This window comes from Streptomyces sp. NPDC048420 (genome assembly GCF_040651535.1).
Taxonomy (GTDB): domain Bacteria; phylum Actinomycetota; class Actinomycetes; order Streptomycetales; family Streptomycetaceae; genus Streptomyces.
Genome location: NZ_JBEZKG010000012.1, coordinates 149,756 through 175,280, shown reverse-complemented (window position 1 = coordinate 175,280; position 25,525 = coordinate 149,756). Strand labels below are relative to the sequence as shown.

The window sequence follows — 25,525 nt, the reverse complement described above, 5'->3', positions numbered from 1 at the left end:
GGCACAATGGCCTATATGGCCTCTGCAAGCATCCCCCCGCAGCCCCCCACTGTCGGCTTCGACCTCGACATGACGCTCATCGACTCCCGGCCCGGCATCCACGCCTGCTGGGTGGAGCTGGGCGCGCGGACCGGGACGTACGTCGACGCCGACCAGGTGGTCACCAGGCTCGGGCCGCCGCTGGAGGAGGAGATGGCGTACTGGTTCCCGGCGGACCGGATTCCGGCCATGTCGGACCTCTACCGCGAGCTCTACCCGACGTACGCCATCACCGGCACCCTCGCGATGCCCGGCGCCCGCGAGGCGATCGAGGCCGTACAGGCGGCCGGCGGACGGGCCATCGTCGTCACCGCCAAGTGGGAGCCCAACGCCAAGCTCCACATGAAGCACCTCGGCATGGAACCCGACGCGGTGATAGGCAACCTGTGGGCCGAGCAGAAGGGCGACGCGCTGCGCGAGCACGGCGCGCGCGTGTACGTCGGCGACCACGTCGGCGACGTCCGGGGCGCGCGCAGGGCGGACGCCCTGTCCGTCGCGGTGGCCACCGGGCCGTGCAGTGCGGCGGAACTGACCGAGGCCGGCGCGGACGTGGTGCTCACCGACCTGACGGAGTTCGGGGAGTGGTTTTCGGACTACGACGGCCGCTGATGACCGGCCCGCGCCTGACGCCTTCCCGCCGCGACTGATTGAAAGACCCCCGCACCGGCCACCACGAACCCGACGGCCATGAGCATGCTCAATCCGAACATGTACGTCGGAAATGGCGTCGTTCCGAGCAGGAACGGGGCCACGGTGACCAGAGTGGCCACCGCACCGACGAAGAACACGATGGCTCCGGCACGGATCAGTCGGTCACCGGGAGCGGCGGAATTCGTTTGGGTTTTGTCACGCACCGGACCAGGGTAGTTCCCTGCCCGAAGGAACAACCGGGCGACGTCTTGTCACCGGGGGTATGACCATTAGCCTTGGTACCGGCGGGTCCCGATGACCCGCCCCAGTGCTATCAAGAGCGGTTCCTGGGCGTTTCCGAAGCAGTTTTCCGACGAGTACGAGGACGAGGACAGACGTGCCTACCGGCAAGGTCAAGTGGTTCAACAGTGAGAAGGGCTTCGGCTTTCTCTCCCGTGACGACGGCGGCGACGTCTTCGTCCATTCCTCGGTCCTCCCCGCCGGAGTCGAGACGCTGAAGCCCGGTCAGAAGGTGGAGTTCGGCGTGGTCGCCGGTCAGCGCGGTGACCAGGCCCTTTCGGTGACCCTCCTGGAGCCCGCGCCCTCGGTCGCGGCGGCCCAGCGCAAGAAGCCGGACGAACTCGCCTCCATCGTCCAGGATTTGACGACTCTCCTGGAGAACATCACGCCCATGCTGGAACGCGGCCGCTACCCCGAGAAGACCGCCGGCAAGAAAATCGCCGGCCTGCTGCGCGCGGTCGCCGACCAACTCGACGTGTGAGCGACCACGAACTGCCGGAGCGTGTACGGCGGGAGCGACGGCACACTCTGGAACTGCTCACCGTGTGCGCCGTCGGCCTCGTCCCCTGGACGATCCTGCTGTGGTTCACCCTGCCCAGCGGCTACACGGTCCGCCAGTGGCGCACCGCCTGGGTCGGCTTCGACATCCTGCTCGTCCTCGCGATGGCGGCGACGGCCGTACTCGGCTGGCGCCGCCATCGGGCCGTGATAGTGGCGGCGGTGGCCACGGGCGCCCTGCTGGCCTGCGACGCGTGGTTCGACGTGTCCCTGGCCCTGGGCACCCCCGAGGTCTGGTGGTCGGCGGCGCTGGCGGTGTTCGTGGAACTCCCCTTGGCGGGCTTCCTGATCCACAAGGTCCTGAAAATGCTGACACTGCTTCACTGGAGCGTCCCCTGAGGCGTGCGGGGAAATGTCAGACGAACGACAACGCGCCAGGCCCCACTGCCGGCACAAGCCCTTCCGCCGCCGCCCGGGTCAACAGCCCCCGAACCGCCGCATACCCGTCCTCCCCCAGGTCCGCGGTGAACTCGTTGACGTACAGCCCGATGTGCTGATCGGCGACAGCAGGATCCATCTCCTGCGCATGCTCCATCACATACGGCCGCGACACCTCGGGCTCGTCCCAAGCCGCCCGCACGGACGCCCGGATGGACTCGGCGAGCAATGACAGCCTCTCCGCCCCCAGCGCCCGCTTCGCGATGATCGCCCCGAGCGGAATCGGCAACCCCGTCGTCGACTCCCAGTGCTCCCCCATGTCCGCCAGCTTGTGCAGCCCGTAGTTCTGGTAGGTGAACCGGGCCTCATGGATCACGAGCCCCGCGTCGACCTGCCCGTCCCGCACGGCCGGCATGATCTCGTGGAACGGCATCACGACGATCTCCCCGACCCCGCCCTCGAGGACGTCCGCGGCCCACAGCCGGAACAGCAGATACGCCGTCGACCTCTCGGACGGCACCGCCACCTTGCGGCCGGTCAGATCGAGACCGGCCTCCCGCGTGAGCACCAGCGGCCCGCACCCCCGTCCCAGCGCACCCCCGCACGGCAGCAGCGCGTACTCGTCGAGGACGTACGGCAGCACGGCGTACGACACCTTCAGCACATCGAACTCACCGCGCTCGGCCATCCCGTTGGTGACGTCGATGTCCGCGAAGGTCACGTCCAGCGCGGGCGCCCCCGGCACCCGGCCATGGGCGAGCGCGTCGAAGACGAACGTGTCGTTCGGGCAGGGCGAGTAAGCGATCTTCAGGTCACCGGTCATACGGTTTCCAACCCTCCAGTACGGGCGCCAGCTTCCCGAAGCCCTCCGTCAGCGCCGCGAGCGCCTCACCGATGCGCCAGGCGGCCCGGTCGCGCGGCCCGACCGGGTTGGACACGGCTCGGATCTCCAGCATCGGCAGGTCCTTGGCGGCGGCCGCCTCGGCGACCCCGAAGCCCTCCATGGCCTCGGCGAGAGCGGTGGGATGGCGTTCCCGCAGCAAAGCCGCGCGCGCGGCCGTGCCGGTCACCGTGGAGACGGTGAGCACGGCCCCGGTACGCGCTCCGGTGGCCGAGGCGGTCTCCCGAACGAGTGCCTCCGGCGGATGGTGGCTGACGGTTCCGAAGCCCAGTTCGGTCACCGGGACGAACCCGTCCGCGGTCTCGGCCCCCAGGTCCGCCGCCGTGATCTCGTCGGCGACGACGAGGGAGCCGACCGGCGCGTCCGGCAGGAACCCGCCGGCGATCCCGGCGGAGACGACGAGGCCGTAGGGGGCGGTGGCGAGGGCGGCGGCGGTACGGGCGGCGGCCCGCGCGGGCCCCACCCCCACGGCGAGGACGTCGACCGGCGCCCCCGACAACGCACGGGCCACTGCGTCCCGTTCGGCCGGGACGGCGGTGGCCACGAGGATGCGCATCAGTAGTCGGAGTTCTCCAGCTTGAAGTTCCACACGCCCTTGAACGCCTTGCTCTCGCCGGAGGTCTGCTTGTCCTGCTCGACGATGCTGATGTACAGCGTCTTCTGCGGGGCCTGGCCCTGCTGCTGGGCGAAGAGGTCGACGCCCTCGAAGGAGTAGTACGTCTTCTTGTAGGCGTACGTCATCTGCTGGCCGTTGATCCACAGCGCCCAGCCGGTGTCCGCGACCTCGGGGTCGACGCCGACGCGCAGGGTCTCGCTCTGCTTGACCTTGAGCGTCTTGACGTCCGACTTCTCCAGGGCGCACTTGGCGGCCTTGGCCTTGCCGAGATCGTCTCCGTCGTTGTAGCAGGTGGCCTCGGAGCTCACCGAGGTCGAACCGACCGTGACGGTGACGCGCGGCGTCGGCTTGTCGCAGGCCGACAGGACGAGCAGTCCGGCGGAAACGAGGCCGGCGGCGGCGACGGCGCGGCGGCGTCGCACATCGGATTGCAGCGTGGTCATGGCGGAAGGCTATCGGGCGGGTACACCAGCCCCCTTATGCGGGGTACGGCGAGCCCTGATCGTTACGCCACACGCGCCCTGGACGGGCTCCCCTGCCGGGCCGAGCTCAGCAGCCCCTTCGCGGTGGTCAGCCAGCCCGCGGCGACGACGGCGGCGGCCACGGAGAGGCCGAGGTAGCCGTTGAGCGGCATCACGATGCCGACCGCGCCGCCGAACACCCAGGACACCTGGAGCAAGGTCTCGGAGCGGGCGAAGGCGGAGGTGCGGACCAGTTCGGGCACGTCCCGCTGGATCAGCGCGTCCAGGGACAGCTTGGACAGGGCCTGCGAGAACCCGGCGACCGCGGCCAGACAGGCCACCAGCAACGCCCCGAAGAAGATCGCGGCGGTGATCGCGGCGCCCAGGACGAACGCCACCACCGTCACGATGATGATCTCCGGCGCCTTCGATCTCAGCCACGCCCCGACGGCCGTACCCAGCGCGTTGCCCGCGCCCGCCGACACGGCCACCAGGCCGAGCGAGACCGCCGCGCTCTCCCCGGTCAGCGGGTGCTCGCGGAGCAGGAAGGCGAGGAAGAAGGTGAGGAAGCCGGAGAGCCAGCGCAGGGCGGCGTTGGCTCCGAGGGCGTGGGTGACGGCGATGCCGACGGTCCGCAGGCCGGGGCGCTTGACCTCCTTGCGGTGCGGCCCGTGCAGATGTTCCTCGTCGGCGGCGAGCAGCGCCACGTCCTCGCCCTTGGCGGAGTCGACCTTGGGCGGCAGGGAGAAGGACAGGAACATCCCGGCGATGAAGATCACGAAGGCGCCGTAGAGCGGCCAGCGCGGCCCGATGGCCTGCAGCCCCGCGCCGACGGGTGCCGCGATGCCGGTGGCGAGGAGTCCGCCGAGGGTGACACGGGAGTTGGCCTTGACGAGGGAGAAGCGTGGCGGGAGCAGACGGGGCACGACCGCGCTTCTGACGACCCCGTACGCCTTGGAGGCCACCAGTACGCCCAGGGCCGCCGGATACAGCTCCAGGCTACCGGTGGCGACCGCGCCGGAGATGATCAGGGCGAGGAGGGCGCGGGCGAGCATGGCGCCCGCCATGGCGGCCCGGCGGCCGTGCGGGAGGCGGTCCAGGAGCGGGCCGATCACGGGCGCGAGGACCGTGAAGGGCGCCATGGTGATCGCCAGGTAGAGGGCGACGCGCCCGCGGGCCTCGTCGGTGGGGACGGAGAAGAAGACGGTCGACGCGAGGGCGACGGTGATCATCACATCGCCCGCGCCGTTCACCGCGTGCAGTTCGATCAGTTTGCCGAGGCCCGACTCGCCCGCGCCGTGGGCGTGGGTCGCCTTGCGGATGCCGCGGGCCGTACCGGTGAACGGGAAGTGCAGGGCACGGCCGACGGCACGGACGGACCCTGTCTTCCGGCCCGAACCGCCACCGACTCCGGCGGCTCCCTGGGGTGTCCTCGGCGCTGCCACCCCGTCATAGTGCCCCGAGAAAGCTGTGAGTAGTGCGGTTACCGCGCGTATGAACGCATATGAAGCGCCTCCGGAGGACGACTTGAGGATCTTTGGAGGCAACGAACCATCACGTCGGTGTAGGCCGAGCGGCGGCGAACAGGTAGCGTGCGTAGCGCGCCGTGGCGAACGTTCTCGGCCGCGCGCCTCTCGGACATCCCGCAGAATGGATGGGAGCAGGTGCGCCCGAGCGCGATCGGGCGCGGACGTCGACGCGGTCCTCCGGTCCGCTCCGTCCGCACCCACCGCCTTCAGGCCGGCGCACCCGAGTGACGGCGTAGGAGAGAAGCGATACCTGTGAGCGCAGCGACAACGCGAAGCCGCACCCCCGACCGCCTGTGCGCCGAGGCCGTCGACCTCGCCCGCGCCGCCGCTGAGGAGGCCGCCGCGCCCGGCGTGGTGGGCGAGCACGCGGGCCTGGTCTCCGAGGGCGATCGTGTCGTCACGCACTTCTTCGAGTGCAAGGAGCTCGGCTACCGGGGCTGGCGCTGGGCGGTGACCGTGGCGCGCGCCTCCCGCGCGAAGCTCGTCACCCTGGACGAGGTCGTGCTGCTGCCCGGCCCGGACGCGCTGCTGGCCCCCGAGTGGGTGCCGTGGAGCGAACGCCTGCGCCCCGGCGACATGGGCCCCGGCGACCTGCTCCCCACCGACGCCGAGGACCTGCGCCTGGAGCCCGGCTACACCGGCGAGGACGAGCCGCTGCCCAGCGCGCCGGTCTCGGAGGAGATGGCCGAGCTGGTGGAGGCCGAGGACGCCGACGTCACGGAAGGCTCGCCGGCGAACCTCCCGATGGCCCCGTCCCGGGGTTCGATCGCGGCGGTCGCCGAGGAACTCGGCATGCGCCGGGCGCGGGTCCTGTCCCGCTACGGCCTCCATGTCGCCGCCGACCGCTGGGAGGACTCCTTCGGCGCGCAGACCCCGATGGCCCAGGCGGCCCCGGCGCCCTGCGTCAGCTGCGGCTTCCTGGTCCCGCTGGGCGGCTCCCTGGGCCAGGCCTTCGGCCTGTGCGCCAACGAGTTCGCCCCGGCGGACGGCCGGGTGGTGTCGTTGTCGTACGGCTGCGGAGGGCACTCGGAGGCGGCGGTCATGCCGAAGCCGCCGCAGCCGGCGGCGCCGGTGATCGACGAGACGAGAGTGGACCCGTTCCCGCTGCGCCCGGCCCGGGACTCGGGGTCGGTGCCGGTGCTGGCGGACGAGGACGCGGCGGAGCTGGGGCACTCGTAGGAGCATTCGACCCGCACCGACTGCAGCCTTTTCAGCTGGAATGGAGGGAATGGTATTGCGCGTACATGCTGGCCACCGCCATCACGTCATCCCGTACCGCCAGGAACTCGATCAGGAGGGTGAGGAGCAGGTCCACAGCCGCCTGTTCCTGCTGCGGGTTCACTTTGTCCAGCTTGTTCCAGCCCACCGGCTCGACGTCGGGTAGCGCCTCGTCAAGGACGAGGGCCTGCCAGCCGAAGCCGGAGCATTCGCCCTTGCGTACGACCAGCCACTCGGTGAATCCGCGGAGCAGCCCACCCGAGCGGGCCTGGTCGAATCCGGTGAGGAACATGACCGTGGCTCGGTAGGAGCCGTCGAGGCCATGGAGTCCGGGCCTGGCGGCAACCTGCTCGAAGTATTTCCGGTCGTTCACAGATGTCCTCAAAACCCGGTGTGAATGCGTCATAGGCTCGGCCATTCAGGACGACTACGGCATGGTAGCCGTTGGTCCAGTTGTAGGTGCCCCGGGACGTTGTTGCTGCCGATGAGGGCGCCCACCGCGAGGCTGCTGCAACTGTCGAAGTCCTTCTCGCGCAGGCAGTCCTCGGCGTAGTAGGCCGCGGTGGCTGCGGACGCCTGTGCCGACTCGGCTGAGATCGTTGCGTCGGCCGCAGACTTCGCGGCCCTGGACGCGGCGGCGTCCGCCTTGTTCGCCGAGGACCTGCCGGTCGGCGACTCCCCCAACCCGGACGCGGGCCGGGTGATCCTCTTCCGCGTCACCGCCGCGGGTGCCGGCAGCCAGCTGGCCGAGCTCAAGCAGGGCACCGCCGACGACGACGTCAGCGGCTCCGCCGAGTCCGGCGACCGCATGGGCGAGACCGTCACCGCCATCAACACCGCGCCGCGCTCGGTGAGCACCACGGCGACGATGAAGCTCGAGGTCGGCGTCCCCGGCGAGGCCGTCGGCGCGGTCCACACCTTCTCGCTGCTCGGCACCCCGGGCGCGAACGACCGCTGGCTGGAGGCCGGCGACGGCGACGGCATCCCCGGCACCCCGGGCGCCAACCCTGTACGGCGGCATGCCCAACGGCCCGTCCACGTACGGCGCCCTGCACGCCCTGCCGCTGTCCAACGTGACCGCCGGCGGGACGGTCGCCGCGGTGACCACGTACCAGCCCGGCACGGGCGGCCTCCCGTACCTGCACACCGACGGGCGGCGGGGCTCACACCCCGCCGCCCGTCGGCGTCCGCGCCGCGAACCCTCCCCGAGTCACGGTCCCCGCCCCTCGCGGTACCTTCGTCGTCACGCCGACGAGGAGAGTGTGAACGTGAGCAAGTTCGTGCGGCCCGCAGCCGAGGGTGCCGACCCGTTCGGGACCGCCCGGCTCAGGCGAGGTGTGCTGGACGCCTGGGCCACCAGTCCGGCCCGTTTCCGGGAGGACGCCAACGCCGAGGAGGACCTGGTCCTCGGCGGGTACCGGGACCGGCTCGTCGTCGAACTCGCGCAGAACGCCGCCGACGCGGCGGCCCGGGCGGGAGTGCCGGGGCGGCTCAGGCTCACCCTCCGCGAGGGCGTCCTGTTCGCCGCCAACACCGGCGCCCCGCTGGACGCGGCCGGCGTGGAGTCCCTCTCCACCCTCCGCGCCTCCGCCAAGCGCGACAACCAGGACGGCTCGATCGGCCGGTTCGGTGTCGGGTTCGCCGCCGTGCTCGCCGTCACCGACGAGCCCGCCGTCGTCGGCCGGCACGGCGGGGTCCGCTGGTCCCTCGCCGAGGCCCGCGACCACGCCGCCGAGACGGCGCGCCACAGCCCCGGGCTCGGCGACGAGATCCGCCGCCGTGACGGCCATGTCCCGCTGCTGCGGCTCCCGTTCGCCGCCGAGGGCTCCGCGCCCGACCCCTACGACACCGTCGTCATCCTCCCGCTGCGCGACACGGCCGCCGCCGACCTCGCCGAGCGCCTCCTGAACGCCGTCGACGACGCCCTCCTTCTCGCCCTGCCCGGGCTGGAGGAGGTCGTGATCGAGACGGACACGACCCGCACGATCAGCCGTCGCAGCGAGGACGACCTCATCGTCGTGGAGGACTCGCGAGACGGTACGACCCGGTGGCGCACCGCGTCCGCGCACGGGCCGCTCACCCCGGAGCTGCTCGCCGACCGGCCCGTCGAGGAGCGGCTGCGGCCGCACTGGTCGCTGACCTGGGCCGTGCCCGCCGACCCCGACGGCACCCCGGCGCACCCCCGCACCAGCCCCGTCGTGCACGCCCCGACCCCCAGCGACGAGCCCCTCGGCGTCCCCGCGCTGCTCATCGCGTCCTTCCCGCTGGACACCACCCGCCGGCACACCGCGCCCGGGCCGCTCACCGACTTCCTCGTGCAGCGCGCGGCGGACGTGTACGCCGAACTCCTCGCCGGCTGGCGGCCGGTGAGCGAGGGCATCATCGGGCTCGTGCCCGGCCCGCTGGGCAAGGGCGAACTGGACGGCGCCCTGCGGCAGGCGATTCTCGATCGCCTCCCGCGAACTGCGTTTCTCCCGCCCGCCCTCCCAGCGTTTCTCCCGCCCGCACTCGAGCCCGGCGACGACTCGGAACTCCCGGAGGTCCTGCGCCCGCGTGAGGCCGAGGTCGTCGAAGGAGCGGGCGCCGACACCGTGCGGGTGCTCGCCGAGGTACTGCCCACCCTCCTGCCCGCCGGTCTCGAACGGCGCGTGGAACTCCGGACGTTGGGCGTCGCCCGGGTCCCGCTGACCGACGCCGTCGACCGGCTCGCCGGGCTGGAGAAGGAGCCGGCGTGGTGGCAGCGGCTCTACGACAGCCTCGCGGGCGTCGACCCCGACCGGCTCTCCGGGCTGCCCGTGCCGCTCGCCGACGGGCGGACCACCATCGGGCCGCGGCAGGTGCTGCTGCCCACGGCCGACGGCTCCCTGACCGACCCCGAGACGCTCGCCCGGCTCGGCCTCAAGGTCGCCCACCCGGACGCCGCCCACCCGCTCCTGGAGAAGCTCGGCGCGCTGCCCGCGACACCGCGCGCGGTGCTCACCACGCCCCAGGTGCGGGCCGCGGTGGCCGCCTCCCTCGACGACGACGGGGGACTGAGCTGGGAGCAGGACACCCCGGACGCCGAGGAACTGGCCGACACCGTCCTCGCGCTCGTCCGGGACGCGGGCCTGGAGCCCGGCGACGAGCCCTGGCTGGGCGCGCTCGCCCTGCCCGACGAGGAGGGCGAACTGGTCCCCGCCGGTGAACTCGTCCTGCCCGGCAGCCCGTTCGCGCAGGTCATGCGGGAGGACGAACTCGCCTTCGTGGACGCAGAGCTGGCGGACAAGTGGGGCGAGCAGCCGCTGGCCGCCTGCGGTGTGCTCGCCAACTTCGCGCTGGTCCGGGCCACCGACGTGGTCCTGGACCCGGACGAACTGGAGCCGCGCGAGGGAGACTTCGCCGAACCGGACGACGCCGGGCTCCTCGACGCCGTCGACGTGTGGTGCGAGGACATCCTCGACCGCTTCCCGGACACCCCGGTACCGCCGGTCGCCACCGAACTGGTCGCCGTACGCGATCTCGACCTGGTCGACGAGGACAAGTGGCCCCAGGCCCTCGCCCTCCTGGCCCAGCCCCCGCTGCGGGACGCGCTCACCCAGCAGGTCCGCATCCTGCTGCCGGACGGCACCCATGAGGTCGTACGGCCGTACACGGCCTGGTGGTTGCGCGGGAACCCGGTGCTCGACGGCCGCCGTCCCGCCGGTCTGCTGGCGGCGGGCGGGGACCCGCTCCTGCGCGGCCTGTACGAGGAGGCCGACGCGACCGGGTTCGACGACGAGCAGGTGCTGCGGGCGCTGGGGGTGCGGACGTCGGTGGCCGCACTGCTGGAGGAGCCGGGGGGTGCCGCAGAGCTCCTCGACCGGCTGGCCGACCCGGAGCGGCCGGTGTCCTCCGGACAACTGCACGCGCTCTACGGGTCGTTGGCCGACCTCGACCCCGAACAGGTCACCCTCCCCGACGAGTTGCGGGCCGTGACCGACGGCCGCGTCGAGGTCGTGGAAGCGGCCGACGCGGTGGTCGTCGACTCACCGGACCTGCTGCCCTTCACGCAGGGCGTCCCCCTTCTCCCCGTACGGCCTTCCCGGGCGGCGGAGTTGGCCGAACTCTTCCAGGTCCGCCGCCTGAGCGAGTCCGTGACGGGCTCCGTCGACTCCGAGGGCACGGAGCACGAGGTCCCGGAGTCGGTACGGATCCTGCTGGGCGCGAGCACCCCGTCCTCGTACGTCGAACACGAGGAACTCGTCGTCGACGGCGTGGAGATCGACTGGCGCCTCACCAACGACGGCGTCCTGCACGCGGCCACCCTGGAGGGCGTGGCCGCGGGCCTCGCCTGGGCGGCCCGGCAGTGGCCCCGCCGCTTCGAGGTGGCGGCCCTCCTTGAGGACCCGACCCGCACGGAGGAACTGGCGAGGGACCGCTGGTTCGACTGAGAGCGGAGTTCCGGGGACTCGTAAAAAATCAGCCGCGCCTCCGCAACGATTCCCCCAATTCGCGCATCTGACCCCACGAGCCGCCAGGCTCCACGACCAGTCCCTGGGGGAACGCATGCGCATCCGCACCACCGTGGCCGCCGTCTCCGGCGGTCTCGTCCTCGCCGCCCTCGCCGTCCCGGTCGCACAGGCCGACGGCGGGGGCCTCCACAAACCCACGGCCGCGGAGCGGTTCGGCGTCTCCAGAGCCACGATGAGCGCGGCCGCCGACGAGGCGGAACTGCCGGTCGTCTCCAAGGTGACGGTCAACGGCGGCAAGAGCATCGTGGCCGGTACGACGGGGACCAAGACCTTCGACGTCTCGCTGACCGCCAGTCACTCCGCCGGTATCCAGGACGCGTACATCGACCTGTGGCACGGCAGGGACCACGACCACTACGACGGTGTGTTCGTCCCGAACGAGCAGAACGCCACCTGCACCGCGGTCAGCGCCACCACCTCGACCTGCAAGCTCACCATCACGGTCGACTTCCGCCGCGAGCTGTACATGAACTCGCTGGCCGGCACCTGGCACGTGACGGCCGCCGCGTTGGCCGCCGACGAGGCCGGCACCGACTACTGGAACGACTTCTACGGCACCCACAAGGTCCAGCGCCTCTCCAAGCTCACGGCCAACGCCTCGCCCGAGCCGGTGAAGAAGGGCAAGACCATCACCGTCACGGGCAAGCTGAGCCGGGCCAACTGGGAGACGCGGAAGTACGCCGGTTACACCGGCCAGCCGGTGAAGCTGCAGTTCCGGAAGAAGGACTCCGACACCTACACCACCGTGAAGACCGTCAAGACCAACAACAAGGGGGACCTGAAGACCACGGTCAAGGCCACGGTCGACGGGTTCTTCCGCTGGAGCTTCGCGGGTACGTCCACCACTCCGGCAGTCAACGCCGCGGGCGACTTCGTCGACGTCAGGTAAGTCGGCCCGAAGCAAAGCGTCGCGCATGTGCGGACAAAATCACGCCCCATCCGTACAACCAGTCCCATGAGTCACGGGTCTCCGGAGTGAGTCATGAGACTCCGAGAACTTCTCTCCTCATGGGGAACGCACATGCGCATACGCGCCCTCGTCCTCGTCGCCTCCGGCGCCGTGGCACTCTCCGCCCTCGCTGTGCCGGCCGCGCAGGCCGCCACGGCCGGGCCCGCCGTCACCTTCTCCCAGCTGAAGGTGAACGGCGGCAAGAACATCGTGGTCGGTTCGACGGCGATGGTCACGGTCTCGGCGACCTACACCGTGACGAAGCCCGCGAGCCTGAACGCGAGTTCCCTCCAGACCGGGCCCGTGCTCTACCGCGGCACCCTCAGCCTGGACTCCGAGACCGTGCTCGGCGGGGACGAGCCCGGCACCTGCACGGCATCCTCCTCGACGGTCCTGAAGTGCACGGCGAAGATCCAGTTCCGTCCCAAGGGCTCCGACGAGGACGGCGACCTCGTCAGCAGCGACGCCGGTACCTGGAAGCTGGGCGCCGTCGCGGTCAACGCCAACGGGGTCACCCTGCAGGGCGACCTCGGCACCACCCACCTCCAGCGCAGGGCCACTCTCACCACCAACGCCTCGCCCGAGCCGGTGAAGAAGGGCAGGACGATCACCGTCACGGGCAAGCTCGCCCGCGCGAACTGGGACACCAACAAGTACGCCGGCTACTCGACCCAGCCGGTGAAGCTCCAGTTCAAGAAGAAGGGCGCCACCACCTGGAGCACCCTGAAGACCATCAAGTCCAGCACCACGGGCGCCCTGAAGACCACGGTGACGGCCTCCACCGACGGCTACTTCCGCTACGTCTTCGCGGGCACGACGACGACCTCGCCGGTCAACTCGTCTGCGGACTACGTCGACGTCCAGTAGGACTTACGCGGGCACGCGGCGGTCGACCCACCTCCAGGCGAGTTCCAGGGCGGCCGCCGCCACCACCGAGATGCCGACCGCGATCCACGGCATCGTCACCCCCACCAGCTTCAGCGCGAAGAAGTCCTGGAGCCACGGCACCACCATGACCAGCACGAACCCGAGGCCCATCGCCGCGACCAGCGCGACCCGCCACCAGGTGTACGGGCGCGCGATGATCGCCAGCACCCACATCGAGATCAGGAACAGGGTCAGGGTCGCCGCGCTCGTCTCCGCGTCCAAGGCGCCCGCACCCGTGTAGTGGTGACGGGCGATCAGATACGTGGTGAAGGTCGCGACCGCCGCCACCACCCCGCCCGGGATCGAGTACCGCATCACCCGCCGCACGAAATGCGGTTGCGCGCGTTCGGTGTTGGGCGCGAGGGCGAGGAAGAAGGCCGGCACGCCGATCGTCAGGGTGGAGAGCAGGGTCAAGTGGCGGGGCAGGAAGGGGTATTCGACCTGCCAGCACACCACGAGGATCGCCAGCAGCACCGAGTACACGGTCTTCACCAGGAACAGGGTCGCGACCCGGGTGATGTTGCCGATGACCCGGCGGCCCTCGGCGACCACCGAAGGCAGGGTCGCGAAGCTGTTGTTGAGCAGCACGATCTGCGCGACCGCCCGCGTGGCCTCCGACCCGGAGCCCATCGCGACGCCGATGTCGGCGTCCTTGAGGGCGAGGACGTCGTTCACCCCGTCGCCGGTCATCGCGACCGTGTGCCCGCGTGACTGCAGCGCCCCCACCATGTCCCGCTTCTGCTGCGGGGTGACCCGTCCGAACACCGTGCCCTCGTCGAGCGCCTCGGCCATCCCGCCCTGGTCGGCGGGCAGTCGCCGCGCGTCCACCGTGCTGCCGCTCAGCCCCACCTTGGCCGCCACCGCCCCCACCGACACCGCGTTGTCCCCGGAGATGACCTTGGCGCGCACGTCCTGGTCGGCGAAGTACCGCAGGGTGTCGGCCGCGTCGGGCCGCAGCCGCTGTTCCAGTACGACGAGGGCGGTCGGCCGCGCTCCCCGGGCCACCTCGGGATCGTCGAGGTCCCGGACGGCCTGCGCCAGCAACAGCACCCTGAGCCCCTGCTCGTTGAGCCGCCCGGTCTCGGCGAGCGCCGGGTCGTCCGCGCCCAGCAGCACGTCCGGCGCCCCCAGCAGCCAGGTACCGGCCTCGCCGTCACCCTCGCTGAAGGAGGCGCCGCTGTACTTGCGGGCGGAGGAAAAGGGCAGCGACTCGGTGCAGCGCCACTCCTCGATGTCCGGGTAGGCGTCGATGATCGCCTGGAGCGAGGCGTTGGGCCGCGGATCGGACTCGCCCAGGGCGCCCAGGACCTTGCGTACGTACGACTCGTCGGCGCCCTGCAGCGGCCTGAGCTCGGTGACGTCCATGCCGCCCTCGGTGAGGGTGCCGGTCTTGTCGAGACAGACCGTGTCGACGCGGGCGAGGCCCTCGATGGCCGGGAGTTCCTGGACGAGGGCCTGTTTCCGGCCAAGCCGGATGACGCCGATGGCGAAGGCGACGGAGGTCAGCAGGACGAGTCCTTCGGGGACCATCGGGACGATTCCGCCGACGGTCCGGGCGATGGAGTCCTTCAGGTCGTTGTCCTTCACGAACAGCTGGCTGATGACCAGGCCGATCGCGGTCGGGACCATCATCCACGTCACGTACTTGAGGATCGTGGAGATACCGGAGCGCAGCTCGGAGTGGACCAGGGTGAACCGGGAGGCCTCCTCGGCGAGCTGGGCGGCGTAGGCCTCGCGGCCCACCTTGGTCGCCTTGAAGGCGCCGCCGCCGGCGACCACGAAACTCCCGGACATCACCTCGTCGCCGGGCCGCTTCACCACCGGGTCGGCCTCACCGGTCAGCAGCGACTCGTCGATCTCCAGGCCGTCGGCCTCGATGCACACCCCGTCCACGACGGCCTTGTCGCCGGGCCCGATCTCGATGAGGTCGTCGAGCACGATCTCCGACGTGCTGACCTCGGCCGCGGTCCCGTCCCGCCGTACGGTCGGCTTCGCCTCGCCGATCACCGCGAGCGAGTCGAGGGTCTTCTTGGCCCGCCACTCCTGGATGATGCCGATCCCGGTGTTGGCGAGGATGACGTACCCGAACAGGCTGTCCTGGAAGGGCGCGACGAACATCATGATCAGCCAGAGCACGCCGATGATCGCGTTGAACCGGGTGAAGACGTTCGCCCGGACGATCTCCGCCAGGCTCCGGCTGCTGCGCACCGGCACGTCGTTGACCTGGCCCCGCCTCACCCGCTCGGCCACCTCGGCCGCGGTCAGCCCGGTCACCGCCGGAGGAGACAGGGTCGTCGTGGGGTCGAGTTCGGCGCCCGCGTCGATGTGCGTCATGCATTCGACGGTACGTGCGGTTTTGCGGCTTCACCCGCCGAGTGACCGGAAGTTCCGACCTGGGGAGGAGAAGGCCACGCGCGTGTGATGCCTCGGTACTAGGGGACGCTCGTCACTCGGCAGCAGGAGCGGCATCGGAGGCCGCCGCCCTCTTGAGGGCCGCGTCCCGCTTCCGTACGAAATAGATCCCGTACAGCCCGAGCACGCTCCCGGCGAGGCAGGTCCACAGCCACCAGGTGCGGTCGTGGTCCGCGAACCAGCCGTAGAACGGGAGCTGTACGAGGAAGAGGACGAACCACACGATCGTGCCACCGGTGATCGTGGCGACCACCGGGCCCTCCAGGGGCTCGGGCGCCTCGTGCTTCACGGGTCCCGAAAAAAAACCGGCCATGGGGACAGCTTACGAGGCGATCACATCTACGCGCGGAGATGGCCACGGTCGAAGGTATACGTTCATACTGAAACGGTTTATGCCTGTCCGCTTCTGCTCGTAGGAACATCTAATGCCGACCGCCCTCGACCGCTACTTCAAGATCTCCGAGCGGGGCAGCTCCCTGCCGCGCGAGATCCGGGGCGGCTTCGCCACGTTCTTCGCGATGGCCTACATCATCGTGCTGAACCCGATCATCCTCGGCAGCGCCAAGGACATGTACGGCCATCAGCTGGACAACGGCCAGCTGGTCACCGCCACCGCCGTGACCGCCGCCTTCACCACGCTCCTCATGGGCGTGGTCGGCAACGTCCCGATCGCGCTGGCCGCCGGACTCGGCGTGAACTCCGTCGTCGCGCTCCAGCTCGCGCCCCGGATGTCCTGGCCGGACGCGATGGGCATGGTGGTCCTCGCGGGCTTCATCGTGATGCTGCTGGTCGCCACGGGCCTGCGCGAGCGCGTGATGAACGCGGTGCCCTTCGGACTGCGCAAGGCGATCTCCATCGGTATCGGCCTGTTCATCATGCTGATCGGGCTCGTGGACTCCGGCTTCGTCTCCCGCATCCCGGACGTCGCCCAGACCACCGTCCCGCTCCAGCTCGGCGGCGACGGCCACCTCAACGGCTGGCCGGTCCTCGTCTTCATCCTGGGCGCCCTGCTCACCCTCGCGCTCATCGTCCGCAAGGTCTCCGGCGCCATCCTGATCTCGATCGTCACGATGACCGTCGTGGCGGTGATCATCGAGGCCGTGGCCAAGGTGCCGTCCTGGGGCCTGACCGCCCCGAAGTGGCCCGGCAACCCCGTCGCCACCCCCGACTTCGGTCTGCTCGGCAAGGTCAGCCTCTTCGGCGGCTTCGACAAGGTCGGCGTGCTGACCGGCATCCTCTTCGTCTTCACGGTCCTGCTGTCGTGCTTCTTCGACGCGATGGGCACGATCATGGGCGTCTCCGACGAGGCCAAGCTGACCGACGCCCAGGGTCAGATGCCCGGCATCAACAAGGTGCTGTTCGTGGACGGCCTCGCGGTCGCGGCGGGCGGCGCCAGCTCTTCCTCGGCCACGACGGCCTTCGTGGAGTCCACGGCCGGCGTCGGCGAGGGCGCCCGCACCGGCTTCGCGAACGTGGTCACCGGCGGTCTGTTCACGATCGCTCTGTTCCTCACGCCCGTCGCCACGATGGTCCCCTCGCAGGCGGCGACCCCCGCACTGCTCGCGGTGGGCTTCATGATCCTGGCGAACTCGGTCAGGGACATCGACTGGGCCGACCACACCATCGCCATCCCGGCCTTCATCACGATGGTGATGATGCCGTTCACCTACTCGATCACCAACGGCATCGGCATGGGCTTCATCACCTTCGTGGTGCTGCGCCTGGCGGCCGGACGGGGTCGGGAGGTGCCGGTGCCGATGTATGTCGTGGCGGCGGTGTTCGGCTTCTACTACCTGATGCCGGCCCTGGGTCTCACGTGATCCCTCACGTGACCCCGTAGAACTTCTCCGTCTCGTCGACGGCGGCCTGGAACCGCTCGTCGAAGTCGTCCCGAATGAGCGTCCGGATCACATAGTCCTGGACGCTCATCCCCCTTTTGGCCGCACGGTCCCGGAGCCGTTCGAGCAGCTCCCCGTCTATCCGCAGGCTGAGCACGCTGGTCCCCATGAACACGAGGGTCGCCGCCGACGGGGAGCGGCGTTCACGTTCCGCTGTCGACTCACTCGTATGGGTGAAGATCGGGTTTCAGTGGCCGGAGTCACGGGAATTCGCGCACACGCCAGCTTGTTTAGCGAGGGTAATGAGTTACGCTAAAGAGATGCCGGACCTTACCCATGGCGACGACGCTGCCGCCGTGAACTCCCTGCGATCAGCCGTCATGCTGCTGGCTCGTCGGCTCAAGCACCAGCGGGTCGACGAGTCGCTGAGCCCGACCGAGATGTCGGTCCTGGCAACCCTGTCCCGCTGCGGCACGGCGACCCCGGGCGAACTCGCCCGCAAGGAGCACGTCCAGCCCCCCTCGATGACCCGCATCGTGGCGCTGCTGGAGGCCAAGGGCCTGGTCCGCCTGGAGCCGCACCCCGAGGACCGGCGCCAGAAGGTCGTCACCAAGACCGAGCAGGCCGAGGCCATGCTCGAGGAGAGCCGCAACAAGCGGAACGCCTTCCTGGCCACCCTGGTCGACGGCCTCGACGAGGACGAGTGGGCGAAACTGCGCGCCGCCGCCCCCGTGCTGGAGAAGCTCGCACACCTGTAAGCCACAAAGAGGAGGCGAACGCACTTTGAGTACGGGACCCGGAGCAGACTCCGCACCCGCACCGACCACCCTCGACACCCCCGTCCCTCGCAAGTCCTCGATGTTCAGCTCGCTGAAGGTCAGGAACTACCGCCTGTTCTTCGTCGGCCAGGTCGTCTCCAACATCGGCACCTGGATGCAGCGCATCGCCCAGGACTGGCTGGTGCTCAGCCTCACCGGCTCCGCCACCGCCGTCGGCGTCACGACGGCCCTGCAGTTCCTGCCGATGCTGCTCTTCGGCCTCTACGGCGGTGTCCTCGTCGACCGGCTGCCCAAGCGGCCGGCGCTGCTGTTCACCCAGTCCGCGATGGGCGCCACCGGTATCGCGCTCGCCGCCCTTACCCTGACCGGCCACGTCCAGGTCTGGCACGTCTACGTTGCCGCCTTCGCCGTAGGACTCGCGACCGTCGTCGACAACCCGGCCCGCCAGACCTTCGTCTCCGAGATGGTCGGCCCGGACCAGCTGCAGAACGCGGTCAGCCTGAACTCCGCCAACTTCCAGTCGGCCCGTCTGGTCGGCCCCGCCGTCGCGGGCGTCATGATCACCGGCGTCGGCACCGGCTGGGCGTTCCTCTTCAACGGCCTGTCCTTCGTCGCGCCGCTCGTCGGCCTGATGATGATGCGGGCGCGGGAGCTGTACGCCGTCGAGCGCGCCCCGCGCGGCAAGGGACAGCTGCGGGAGGGACTGCAGTACGTGGCCGGACGCCCCGAACTGATCTGGACCATCGTCCTGGTCGGATTCGTCTCCACCTTCGGCTTCAACTTCCCCGTCTATCTCTCGGCCTTCGCCGACGACGTCTTCCACGCCGGCGCCGGCTCCTACAGCCTCTTCAACACGCTGATGGCCGTCGGCTCCCTGGCCGGCGCCCTGCTCGCGGCACGGCGCGGCACCGCCCGGATGCGGGTACTGGTCGTGGGCGCGGTGGCCTTCGGCACGCTGGAGATCGTGGCCGCGACCGCGCCCTCGCTGTGGCTGTTCGCCCTGCTCATGGTCCCGATCGGGATGTGCGGCATGACGGTCAACGTCACCGCCAACAGCAGCGTCCAGATGAGCACCGACCCGGCCATGCGCGGCCGGGTGATGGCCCTGTACATGATGATCTTCATGGGCGGAGCACCCGTCGGCGCCCCGATCGCCGGCTGGATCACCGACGCGTACGGCGTCCGCGCCGGCCTCGCGGCGGGCGGCGCGATCGCCGCGGCGGCGGCCGTGACGGTCGGCTTGGTCCTGGCCAGGGTCGGCAACCTGCGCCTGTCGGTGGGCTGGAACCGCGGCCACCCGCAGGTGCGGTTCGTGCCGCGCGAGGCGCGGGAGGAGCTGGCCGCGGCGGCGTGAGGCTTACGGCCGTATGCGTATGGCCGGCACGGCGGTGGCCGGTGTGACGGTCGGCCTGGTCCTGGCCAGGGTCGGCAACCTGGAACCGCGGCCACCCGCAGGTGCGGTTCGTGCCGCGTGAGGAGCTGGCCCCGGCTGCCTGAGGCCTACGGCCGTACGCGCATGGCCAGTACCTGGCCCGGCCAGTCGTTGTTCGCCCCGGCGGTGTATGTCTCCGTCGGGGCGAAGCCGTTGGCCTCGTAGTAGGCGACCAGCTTGCGGTCGTCGCCCGCGTAGCAGTCCACCCGCAGCAGGGCCACGCCCGCACGCCGGGTCTCCTCGGCCGCGTGCGCGAGCAGGGCGCTGCCGATGCCGTGGCCCTTGAAGCGGCGGTCGGAGGCGAGCCAGTGGATGTACCGCTCGGGCTCGCCGGGCGACGGGAGATGGGCGAGATAGGCGCCGGGCGAGTCGGTCACGGTGAGGGTCGCGGCCGGTACGCCGCCGGCCTCGGCGATGTACACACTGCCCTCGTCGATGTACCGGGCGACGGACTCCACCGTCTTCGGGCTCCCCGACAGCGGCTTGGTCCCCCACTGCCCGGGCCGCCCCTGCGCGACCAGCCACTCCACGCAGCTGTCGAGCATGCCGAGGATCACGGGTATGTCGTCGGGTCCGCCGTCCCTGATGCTGATCTCCATGCGTTCATGGTGACAGGCTGACCTCATGAGACTCTTCGCCGCGGTGCTGCCTCCGCAGGATGTCACCGAGGAACTCGCCGCCGTCGTCGCCGAGTTGAGAAAGCTGCCCGGAGCGGAGGGGCTGCGCTGGACCGGCGTCCCGGGCTGGCACTTCACGCTCGCCTTCTACGGCGAGGTCGACGACGACGTCGTACCGGAGCTGTCGGAGCGGCTGGAGCGGGCGGCTCGGCGGACGCCTCGATTTCCGCTGGCGGTGCGCGGGGGTGGGCAGTTCGGGCACGGGCGGGCCTTGTGGGCGGGCGCCTCGGGCGAGTTGCCGGTGCTGCGGTTGCTCGCCGAGCGGGCGGAGGCGGCGGGGCGGAAGGCAGGGGTGGGGATGGCGGAGCACCGGCGGTACAAGGCCCACCTGACCGTGGCGCGCAGCCGGGAGGCCGTGGATGTACGGCCGTATCTGGAGGTGCTCGACGGGTTCGTGAGCCGGACCTGGAGCGTGGAGGAGCTGGCGCTGGTCCGGAGCAATCTGCCGAAGTCGGGGGTGCCGGGGGAGCAGCCCCGCTACGAGGTGGTCGGGCGTTGGGCGCTCGGTGGGGGCGGTTAGGCTCGATGCGTGGACCCGAAGACACGGAACCGGATCATGGCCGGTGTGCTGGTGATGATGTTCGTCGTTGTGGCGTTGGCTGCGGCGCTCGGTAGGTAGGGGAACTGCGGCCAGTTGTCGGGCTGCCGGCCCGTTGTGGCTGGTCGCGCAGTTCCCCGCGCCCCTGGGTGTGCTGCCCCTAGCGAGTTACCAGGCGAAGGCCTCCGGCGACGGGCCCGGGCCCGGGAAGATCTCGTCCAAGCCGGCCAGGAGCTCCTCGCTCAGCTCCAGCTCCACCGCCCTGATCGCCGACTCCAGCTGTTCCGCGGTGCGGGGGCCGACGATGGGGCCGGTCACGCCGGGGCGGGTGAGGAGCCAGGCCAGGGCCGTCTCGCCGGGCTCCAGACCGTGCTTCTCCAGCAGGTCCTCGTACGACTGGATCTGGGCGCGCTTGGCCGGGTCCTTGAGGGTGTCGGCGGCGCGGCCCGAGGCGCGGCGGCCGCCCTCGACCTCCTTCTTGATGACCCCGCCGAGCAGACCGCCGTGCAGCGGCGACCAGGGGATCACGCCGAGGCCGTACTCCTGCGCGGCCGGGATGACCTCCATCTCCGCGCGCCGCTCGGCGAGGTTGTAGAGGCACTGCTCGCTGACCAGGCCGATGGTGCCGCCCCGCCGGGCGGCGATCTCGTTGGCCTGGGCGATCTTGTAGCCGGGGAAGTTGGAGGAGCCGACGTACAGGATCTTGCCCTGCTGGACGAGGGTGTCGATCGCCTGCCAGATCTCCTCGAAGGGGGTGGCGCGGTCGATGTGGTGGAACTGGTAGATGTCGATGTAGTCGGTCTGAAGGCGCCTGAGTGAGGCGTCGACGGCCCGGCGGATGTTGACCGCGGAGAGCTTGTCGTGGTTCGGCCAGGCCTCGCCGTCCGCGGCCATGTTGCCGTAGACCTTGGTGGCGAGGACGGTCCGGTCGCGGTTCGCGGCGCTCTTCGCGAACCAGTTCCCGATGATCTCCTCGGTACGGCCCTTGTTCTCGCCCCAGCCGTACACGTTGGCGGTGTCGAAGTAGTTGATGCCGGCGTCCAGAGCCGCGTCCATGATCGCGTGGCTGTCCGCCTCGTTCGTCTGCGGTCCGAAGTTCATGGTGCCGAGGACGAGTCGGCTGACCTTGAGGCCCGTGCGTCCGAGTTGCGTGTACTTCATGACTACCCAGCCAACGGCGTGGAGTGCGCTCTAGGCAAGCGATCTTGACGCTAACTACGAGTTAGTGCTTTCCTGTGGTGCGTGTGAGCTTGAAGTTTCAATATAGGCCTCAGGAGATCCAGTGCCCCCCACCAAGCCCGTCCGCAGGACCCTCGCCGCCCTCGTCGCCTCCGCCGCGCTCCTCGGTGCCGCCGCCGTACCGGCCGTGGCCACGCCGCACACCGCTTCTTCGGTGCAGGCCGGCTACGGCGACTCGGCCCGCCTCGGCTACCAGAAGGCCGTCGCCGTCCAGGTGCTCAAGGGAGTGTTCGAGCGGGGCGACACCAAGGTCGTGGACCGTTTCGTACGGCCCGACTACATCCAGCACAACCCCCTCGCGCCCGACGGCGCCGAGACGCTGAAGAACCTCGCCACGTTCGTGCACCAGCAGTTCCCGGACGCCGAGTACCGCGTCCAGCGGGTGATCTCCGAGGGAGATCTCGTGCTGGTGCACTCCAACGTGGTGATGGCGCCGGGGACCAAGGGGACCGCGGTCTTCGACATCTTCCGCTTCCAGGGCGGGAAGATCGCCGAGCACTGGGACGTCGGACAGAACGTGCCGGACACCACCGCGAGCGGCAACGACATGTTCTCCACGGTGAGCTGGCCGCGGACCTCGTGGCCCGGCCCCGGTTTCCTCACCGCGTACAACAAGAAGCTGGTGGTCACCGCCTTCGACCAGCTGATCGTGAAGAAGGACCTGTCCGCCCTCGACCGCTACTGGGGACCCGGGTACGAGCAGCACAACCCGACCATCGCGAACGGGGTGTCCGGGGTGAAGGCCGGGCTCGCGGCGTACTTCAAGGCGGCGCCGCAGCTGAAGGTGGAGCCGAAGCGGGTCATCGCCGAGGGCGACCTCGTGGCCGTCCACAGCCACTACATCCCGGCGCCGGGGGAGCGGGGGCAGGCTGTCGTGGACCTGTTCCGGGTGGTGGGCGGGAAGATCGTGGAGCACTGGGACGTGATCCAGGACGTGCCGGCCACCTCGGCCAACGACAACACGATGTTCTGACGGTTCCTGCGGCCCGCCCCCCGGTGGAATCGGAGGGGGGCAGCCGTAGGGATTCGGGCGGGTTCCGGAATCGAGGGGCGGACGTGGGGTGCTGACGTCGGCTCAGGGGCGGCTCGTCCGGACCTCCCGGTCGATCGCCCACGCGTCCGCCACCGGGCCCAGGTGCGCGAGCTTGTCGGGGTTGATCACCGTGCGGATCGTCTGGATGCGGCCGTCGAGGATGTCGAGGGCCAGGGTGTGCAGGACCTGGCCGTCACGGTCGTAGAAGACCGCGCCCGGCTGGCCGTTGAGCTCGTGCGCCTCGAAGGTCACCTCGACGCGGGCCATCCTCGGGAAGACCGAACCGAGCAGCCGGGCCACGTTCGATGCGCCGACGACCGCCCTCGCCAGCTGCGGTGCCTTGCCGCCGCCGTCGCCGACCATCGAGACGTCGGCGGCCAGGAGTCCCTGGAGGCCGTCGACGTCGCCCTCGCGGAGGGCGTCGAAGAAGCGGGAGGCGAGTTCCGCGCGCTCTTCTCGGTCCGCCTCGAAGCGGGGGCGGCCCGCCGCCATGTGACGCCGGGCCCGGGACGCGAGTTGGCGGCAGGCGGCCTCCGTACGGCCCACCGCCGCCGCGACCTCGGGGAAGCCGAAGTCGAAGACCTCCCGCAGGACGAACACCGCGCGCTCCAGCGGGCTGAGCCGCTCCAGGAGCAACAGGGCCGCCATGGACACCGAGTCGGCGAGTTCGGCCGCCCGCTCGGGATCGTCGTAGGGGTCGTCGAGGAGCGGTTCGGGGAGCCAGTCGCCGACGTACTGTTCCCGGCGGACCCGGGCCGAGCGCAGTACGTCGATGGCGAGACGGGTCACCGTGGTCGAGAGGTAGGCCTTCACCGAGCGGGGTTCGGTCGCGGTGGACTCGTAGCGCAGCCAGGTCTCCTGGACGGCGTCCTCGGCCTCGCCGACGCTGCCGAGGATGCGGTAGGCGATCGAGAACAGCAGCGGCCGCAGCTCCTGGAACTCCTCGGTCCTGGTCATCCCTGATTCCTCTGTTGTCGTGGGTCAGCCGGTGAAGGACTCGGGGCCGAAGCGGCCCCACGCGATGAACACCGCGAGTGCGAGGTAGGCCAGGTTCAGCGCGACGAACGCGGACTCGCCGCGGCGGCCGTGGGTGATCATCGCGCCGATCATCAGCAGGACCCAGCAGACGGCGGTCACGGGGACCAGGACCGGTGCGATGTCGAGCGCGGCGGTCAGGACCAGGCCTGCCGCGGCCAGGATCTCCAGGACACCGAGGCCCTTGACGAAGGCCGTACCGGCGTCCCCGGTCCAGCCTCCGCCGTGGGCCGCGGCCAGCTTCTCCCTGGGTACGAAGGTCTTGGTGACACCACCGGTCAGGGCCACCGCGGCCAGCAGTCCGGCGGCGATCCACAGCGCGAGGTTCATCGTCCACTCCTTGGTAGAGGCCTGCCTTCACCTCCCGGGACGAGACAGCCGCCGCCGCTGTGACATCCCCCGGTCTCAGGGTGTGCGCAGGCTCGCGAACACGGAGCGCACACGGGTGCCGTCCAGGGCGTTCCAGGCCGCGGAGACCTGGCCGGACGCTCCCTCGGGGGCCGTGGGCGACAGGACGCGGTGGACGCGGAGGGTGGTGCCGTCCGGGTGGGTGAGCCCGGTGCCGTCCTGGTCGTCGGTGACCTCGGCGGGGCCGGTGGGCAGGCCGGGGCCGGTGTAGGAGTGGGTGACCTCGTGGTCCGGGGTGTCGCTGATGCTCTGGGCCATGGCCTGGGCGCGGCCCTCGAACAGGGCGAGGAGTTCGGTGCGCAGAACCGGGTCGTGGACGCCGTCGTAGGCCCAGCGGGGGCCCAGTACGCCGTGTTCCATGGTGCCGACGAGGGCGTGGTCCGCGCCGGGGAGCGGGGCGGCGCGGTAGGTGAGGGGCACGTGGTAGGCGACGGGCTCGGGGCCGGAGGTGTCGAGCGCCACCATGAACTCGATGCCGACCTCGCCCTCCGGGTCGTCCAGCCGGAATCCGCCGGCCTTGGCCAACTCCGGTGTGCCGGAACCGGCGTACCAGGGGCGGGTGGGCAGCCAGGTGGTGAGCAGTTCCAGCTTGGTGGGCTTGAGCGTGGTGTGGTGGATGATCGCCATGCGGCGGATTCTGTCAGTCAGTCGCGGGGGAACTCATCTGTTTTGAGGACGAGGTCGATCACCGTGCCGGTCAGGTCGAGGTCGGTGCCGAAGTCCACCCGCGTGGCCTCGGCGTAGTCGCCGTCCTTGGGGTGCGTGTAGATGTGGCAGCGACCCTGGACGACCTGGACCACGACACCCGTAACGTCCTGCTCACCCTCGCCCGGATCTGGACGACGCTCGCCACGGACACCATCCGCTCCAAGGACGCCGCCGCCGACCGGGCCATCGAGCGGCTGCCGTCGGAGCACCGGGGTGCGCTCGCCCACGCCCGGGCCGGCTACCTCGGGGACGAGGAGGAGCGGTGGGGCGGCGAGCTGCTTGCCGGCGTGCGGGCCTGCGTGGACTCCTTGTCCGCGCCATCGAGCGTCAGTTCCAAGGACGCCGCCGCCGACCGGGCCATCGAGCGGCTGCCGTCGGAGCACCGGGGTGCGCTCGCCCACGCCCGGGCCGGCTACCTCGGGGACGAGGA

General features: G+C 70.5%; 28 protein-coding genes and 2 pseudogenes. 15 read left to right on the top strand and 15 right to left on the bottom strand.

The genetic code is table 11. The annotated features are described in order from the left end of the window. Positions 1–15: 15 nt before the first annotated feature. On the top strand, positions 16–648 hold the full coding sequence (locus AB0D34_RS23780; RefSeq protein WP_362664475.1) for a haloacid dehalogenase-like hydrolase: 633 nt from the start codon (positions 16–18) through the stop codon (positions 646–648). Here the strand turns inward: AB0D34_RS23780 and AB0D34_RS23775 are convergent. Then, the gene (locus AB0D34_RS23775) at positions 633–893 is read right to left on the bottom strand and encodes a hypothetical protein (RefSeq protein WP_362664473.1); all 261 of its coding nucleotides are present in this window, start codon (positions 891–893) and stop codon (positions 633–635) included. The two genes, AB0D34_RS23780 and AB0D34_RS23775, sit on opposite strands and share 16 nt — an antisense overlap. Positions 894–1,066: 173 nt before the next feature. Here AB0D34_RS23775 and AB0D34_RS23770 point away from each other — a divergent pair, with 173 nt between their 5' ends. Both AB0D34_RS23770 and AB0D34_RS23765 read left to right on the top strand, forming a co-directional pair. Continuing rightward, positions 1,067–1,450: a cold-shock protein gene (locus AB0D34_RS23770; protein WP_362664471.1), complete on the top strand. Its 384-nt coding sequence runs from the start codon at positions 1,067–1,069 to the stop codon at positions 1,448–1,450. Next, complete coding sequence (locus tag AB0D34_RS23765) at positions 1,447–1,866, top strand: hypothetical protein (RefSeq protein ID WP_362664469.1); 420 nt, start codon at positions 1,447–1,449, stop codon at positions 1,864–1,866. The genes AB0D34_RS23770 and AB0D34_RS23765 overlap by 4 nt, the downstream gene beginning before the upstream one ends. A 16-nt stretch (positions 1,867–1,882) precedes the next feature. On the opposite strand, the gene AB0D34_RS23760 is transcribed toward AB0D34_RS23765, so the two are convergent. The 4 genes from AB0D34_RS23760 to AB0D34_RS23745 all read right to left on the bottom strand — a co-directional run bounded on the left by AB0D34_RS23760 (position 1,883) and on the right by AB0D34_RS23745 (position 5,328). Then, on the bottom strand, positions 1,883–2,728 hold the full coding sequence (locus tag AB0D34_RS23760) for a 1,4-dihydroxy-6-naphthoate synthase (RefSeq protein WP_362664467.1): 846 nt from the start codon (positions 2,726–2,728) through the stop codon (positions 1,883–1,885). Continuing rightward, on the bottom strand, positions 2,718–3,362 hold the full coding sequence (locus tag AB0D34_RS23755; protein ID WP_362664465.1) for a futalosine hydrolase: 645 nt from the start codon (positions 3,360–3,362) through the stop codon (positions 2,718–2,720). Before AB0D34_RS23755 ends, AB0D34_RS23760 begins: the two co-directional genes overlap by 11 nt. Further along, on the bottom strand, positions 3,362–3,865 hold the full coding sequence (locus AB0D34_RS23750) for a hypothetical protein (protein WP_362664464.1): 504 nt from the start codon (positions 3,863–3,865) through the stop codon (positions 3,362–3,364). Before AB0D34_RS23750 ends, AB0D34_RS23755 begins: the two co-directional genes overlap by 1 nt. A 62-nt stretch (positions 3,866–3,927) precedes the next feature. Further along, on the bottom strand, positions 3,928–5,328 hold the full coding sequence (locus AB0D34_RS23745; RefSeq protein ID WP_362664462.1) for an MFS transporter: 1,401 nt from the start codon (positions 5,326–5,328) through the stop codon (positions 3,928–3,930). Positions 5,329–5,664: 336 nt separating this feature from the next. On the opposite strand from AB0D34_RS23745, the gene AB0D34_RS23740 reads away from it, so the two are divergent. Next, positions 5,665–6,591: a DUF3027 domain-containing protein gene (locus tag AB0D34_RS23740; protein ID WP_362664460.1), complete on the top strand. Its 927-nt coding sequence runs from the start codon at positions 5,665–5,667 to the stop codon at positions 6,589–6,591. Positions 6,592–6,622: 31 nt separating this feature from the next. Here the strand turns inward: AB0D34_RS23740 and AB0D34_RS23735 are convergent, their stop codons facing one another. After that, positions 6,623–7,003 (bottom strand): hypothetical protein, encoded by a 381-nt coding sequence (locus AB0D34_RS23735; protein ID WP_362664458.1) that lies wholly within the window; start codon positions 7,001–7,003, stop codon positions 6,623–6,625. Between the two features lie 387 nt (positions 7,004–7,390). On the opposite strand from AB0D34_RS23735, the pseudogene AB0D34_RS23730 reads away from it, so the two are divergent. From AB0D34_RS23730 to AB0D34_RS23715, 4 genes and pseudogenes are all read left to right on the top strand, one after another. Next, a pseudogene (locus AB0D34_RS23730) lies at positions 7,391–7,766 on the top strand (esterase); the annotation flags it as partial. A gap of 132 nt (positions 7,767–7,898) precedes the next feature. Continuing rightward, positions 7,899–11,039, top strand: a complete 3,141-nt coding sequence (locus AB0D34_RS23725) for a molecular chaperone Hsp90 (RefSeq protein ID WP_362664827.1) — start codon at positions 7,899–7,901, stop codon at positions 11,037–11,039. Positions 11,040–11,154: 115 nt separating this feature from the next. Further along, positions 11,155–12,009, top strand: a complete 855-nt coding sequence (locus AB0D34_RS23720) for a DUF5707 domain-containing protein (RefSeq protein WP_362664456.1) — start codon at positions 11,155–11,157, stop codon at positions 12,007–12,009. Between the two features lie 132 nt (positions 12,010–12,141). Beyond that, positions 12,142–12,936 (top strand): hypothetical protein, encoded by a 795-nt coding sequence (locus AB0D34_RS23715; RefSeq protein WP_362664454.1) that lies wholly within the window; start codon positions 12,142–12,144, stop codon positions 12,934–12,936. 3 nt (positions 12,937–12,939) lie between these two features. On the opposite strand, the gene AB0D34_RS23710 is transcribed toward AB0D34_RS23715, so the two are convergent. Together AB0D34_RS23710 and AB0D34_RS23705 are read right to left on the bottom strand one after the other, a co-directional pair. Next, the gene (locus AB0D34_RS23710) at positions 12,940–15,330 is read right to left on the bottom strand and encodes an HAD-IC family P-type ATPase (RefSeq protein ID WP_362664452.1); all 2,391 of its coding nucleotides are present in this window, start codon (positions 15,328–15,330) and stop codon (positions 12,940–12,942) included. Between the two features lie 112 nt (positions 15,331–15,442). Continuing rightward, positions 15,443–15,721, bottom strand: coding sequence for a DUF2530 domain-containing protein (locus AB0D34_RS23705; protein ID WP_362664450.1), 279 nt, complete (start codon positions 15,719–15,721; stop codon positions 15,443–15,445). Positions 15,722–15,833: 112 nt separating this feature from the next. Here AB0D34_RS23705 and AB0D34_RS23700 point away from each other — a divergent pair, with 112 nt between their 5' ends. Next, complete coding sequence (locus AB0D34_RS23700) at positions 15,834–17,228, top strand: NCS2 family permease (RefSeq protein WP_362664448.1); 1,395 nt, start codon at positions 15,834–15,836, stop codon at positions 17,226–17,228. Between the two features lie 4 nt (positions 17,229–17,232). Here the strand turns inward: AB0D34_RS23700 and AB0D34_RS23695 are convergent, their stop codons facing one another. Further along, entirely contained in the window at positions 17,233–17,415 is a 183-nt protein-coding gene (locus AB0D34_RS23695; protein WP_362664446.1) for a ribbon-helix-helix protein, CopG family, read from the bottom strand. 151 nt (positions 17,416–17,566) lie between these two features. Here AB0D34_RS23695 and AB0D34_RS23690 point away from each other — a divergent pair, with 151 nt between their 5' ends. Both AB0D34_RS23690 and AB0D34_RS23685 read left to right on the top strand, forming a co-directional pair. Next, positions 17,567–18,004 carry a MarR family transcriptional regulator gene (locus tag AB0D34_RS23690; protein ID WP_362664445.1) on the top strand — a complete coding sequence of 146 codons (438 nt, stop codon included), beginning with the start codon at positions 17,567–17,569 and terminating at the stop codon, positions 18,002–18,004. Between the two features lie 25 nt (positions 18,005–18,029). After that, positions 18,030–19,379: an MFS transporter gene (locus AB0D34_RS23685; RefSeq protein ID WP_362664443.1), complete on the top strand. Its 1,350-nt coding sequence runs from the start codon at positions 18,030–18,032 to the stop codon at positions 19,377–19,379. Between the two features lie 146 nt (positions 19,380–19,525). Here AB0D34_RS23685 and AB0D34_RS23680 read toward each other — a convergent pair whose 3' ends face one another. Continuing rightward, entirely contained in the window at positions 19,526–20,056 is a 531-nt protein-coding gene (locus tag AB0D34_RS23680; protein ID WP_362664441.1) for a GNAT family N-acetyltransferase, read from the bottom strand. A 25-nt stretch (positions 20,057–20,081) separates the two neighbouring features. Between AB0D34_RS23680 and thpR the strand changes: the two genes are divergently transcribed. Further along, positions 20,082–20,654 (top strand): RNA 2',3'-cyclic phosphodiesterase, encoded by a 573-nt coding sequence (gene thpR, locus AB0D34_RS23675; protein ID WP_362664439.1) that lies wholly within the window; start codon positions 20,082–20,084, stop codon positions 20,652–20,654. A gap of 186 nt (positions 20,655–20,840) precedes the next feature. On the opposite strand, the gene AB0D34_RS23670 is transcribed toward thpR, so the two are convergent. Next, positions 20,841–21,833, bottom strand: a complete 993-nt coding sequence (locus AB0D34_RS23670; RefSeq protein ID WP_362664437.1) for an aldo/keto reductase — start codon at positions 21,831–21,833, stop codon at positions 20,841–20,843. A 121-nt stretch (positions 21,834–21,954) separates the two neighbouring features. Here AB0D34_RS23670 and AB0D34_RS23665 point away from each other — a divergent pair, with 121 nt between their 5' ends. Continuing rightward, a complete protein-coding gene (locus AB0D34_RS23665; protein ID WP_362664435.1) occupies positions 21,955–22,884 on the top strand; it encodes a nuclear transport factor 2 family protein in 930 nt (309 codons plus the stop codon). A 102-nt stretch (positions 22,885–22,986) separates the two neighbouring features. Here AB0D34_RS23665 and AB0D34_RS23660 read toward each other — a convergent pair whose 3' ends face one another. From AB0D34_RS23660 to AB0D34_RS23645, 4 genes are all read right to left on the bottom strand, one after another. Beyond that, positions 22,987–23,901 carry an RNA polymerase sigma-70 factor gene (locus AB0D34_RS23660; RefSeq protein ID WP_362664433.1) on the bottom strand — a complete coding sequence of 305 codons (915 nt, stop codon included), beginning with the start codon at positions 23,899–23,901 and terminating at the stop codon, positions 22,987–22,989. A 24-nt stretch (positions 23,902–23,925) separates the two neighbouring features. Then, the gene (locus AB0D34_RS23655) at positions 23,926–24,309 is read right to left on the bottom strand and encodes a DoxX family protein (RefSeq protein ID WP_362664431.1); all 384 of its coding nucleotides are present in this window, start codon (positions 24,307–24,309) and stop codon (positions 23,926–23,928) included. Positions 24,310–24,384: 75 nt separating this feature from the next. Next, positions 24,385–25,014 carry a 1,4-alpha-glucan branching protein gene (locus tag AB0D34_RS23650; protein ID WP_362664429.1) on the bottom strand — a complete coding sequence of 210 codons (630 nt, stop codon included), beginning with the start codon at positions 25,012–25,014 and terminating at the stop codon, positions 24,385–24,387. Between the two features lie 17 nt (positions 25,015–25,031). Next, positions 25,032–25,187, bottom strand: a complete 156-nt coding sequence (locus tag AB0D34_RS23645; protein WP_362664428.1) for a hypothetical protein — start codon at positions 25,185–25,187, stop codon at positions 25,032–25,034. On the opposite strand from AB0D34_RS23645, the pseudogene AB0D34_RS23640 reads away from it, so the two are divergent. Together AB0D34_RS23640 and AB0D34_RS23635 are read left to right on the top strand one after the other, a co-directional pair. Then, positions 25,170–25,364 (top strand): annotated as a pseudogene (locus tag AB0D34_RS23640) (aminoglycoside adenylyltransferase domain-containing protein); the annotation flags it as partial. The gene AB0D34_RS23645 and the pseudogene AB0D34_RS23640 overlap by 18 nt on opposite strands. An 18-nt stretch (positions 25,365–25,382) precedes the next feature. Continuing rightward, the coding region (locus tag AB0D34_RS23635; RefSeq protein WP_362664825.1) for an aminoglycoside adenylyltransferase domain-containing protein at positions 25,383–25,525 on the top strand (143 nt) is incomplete at its 3' end.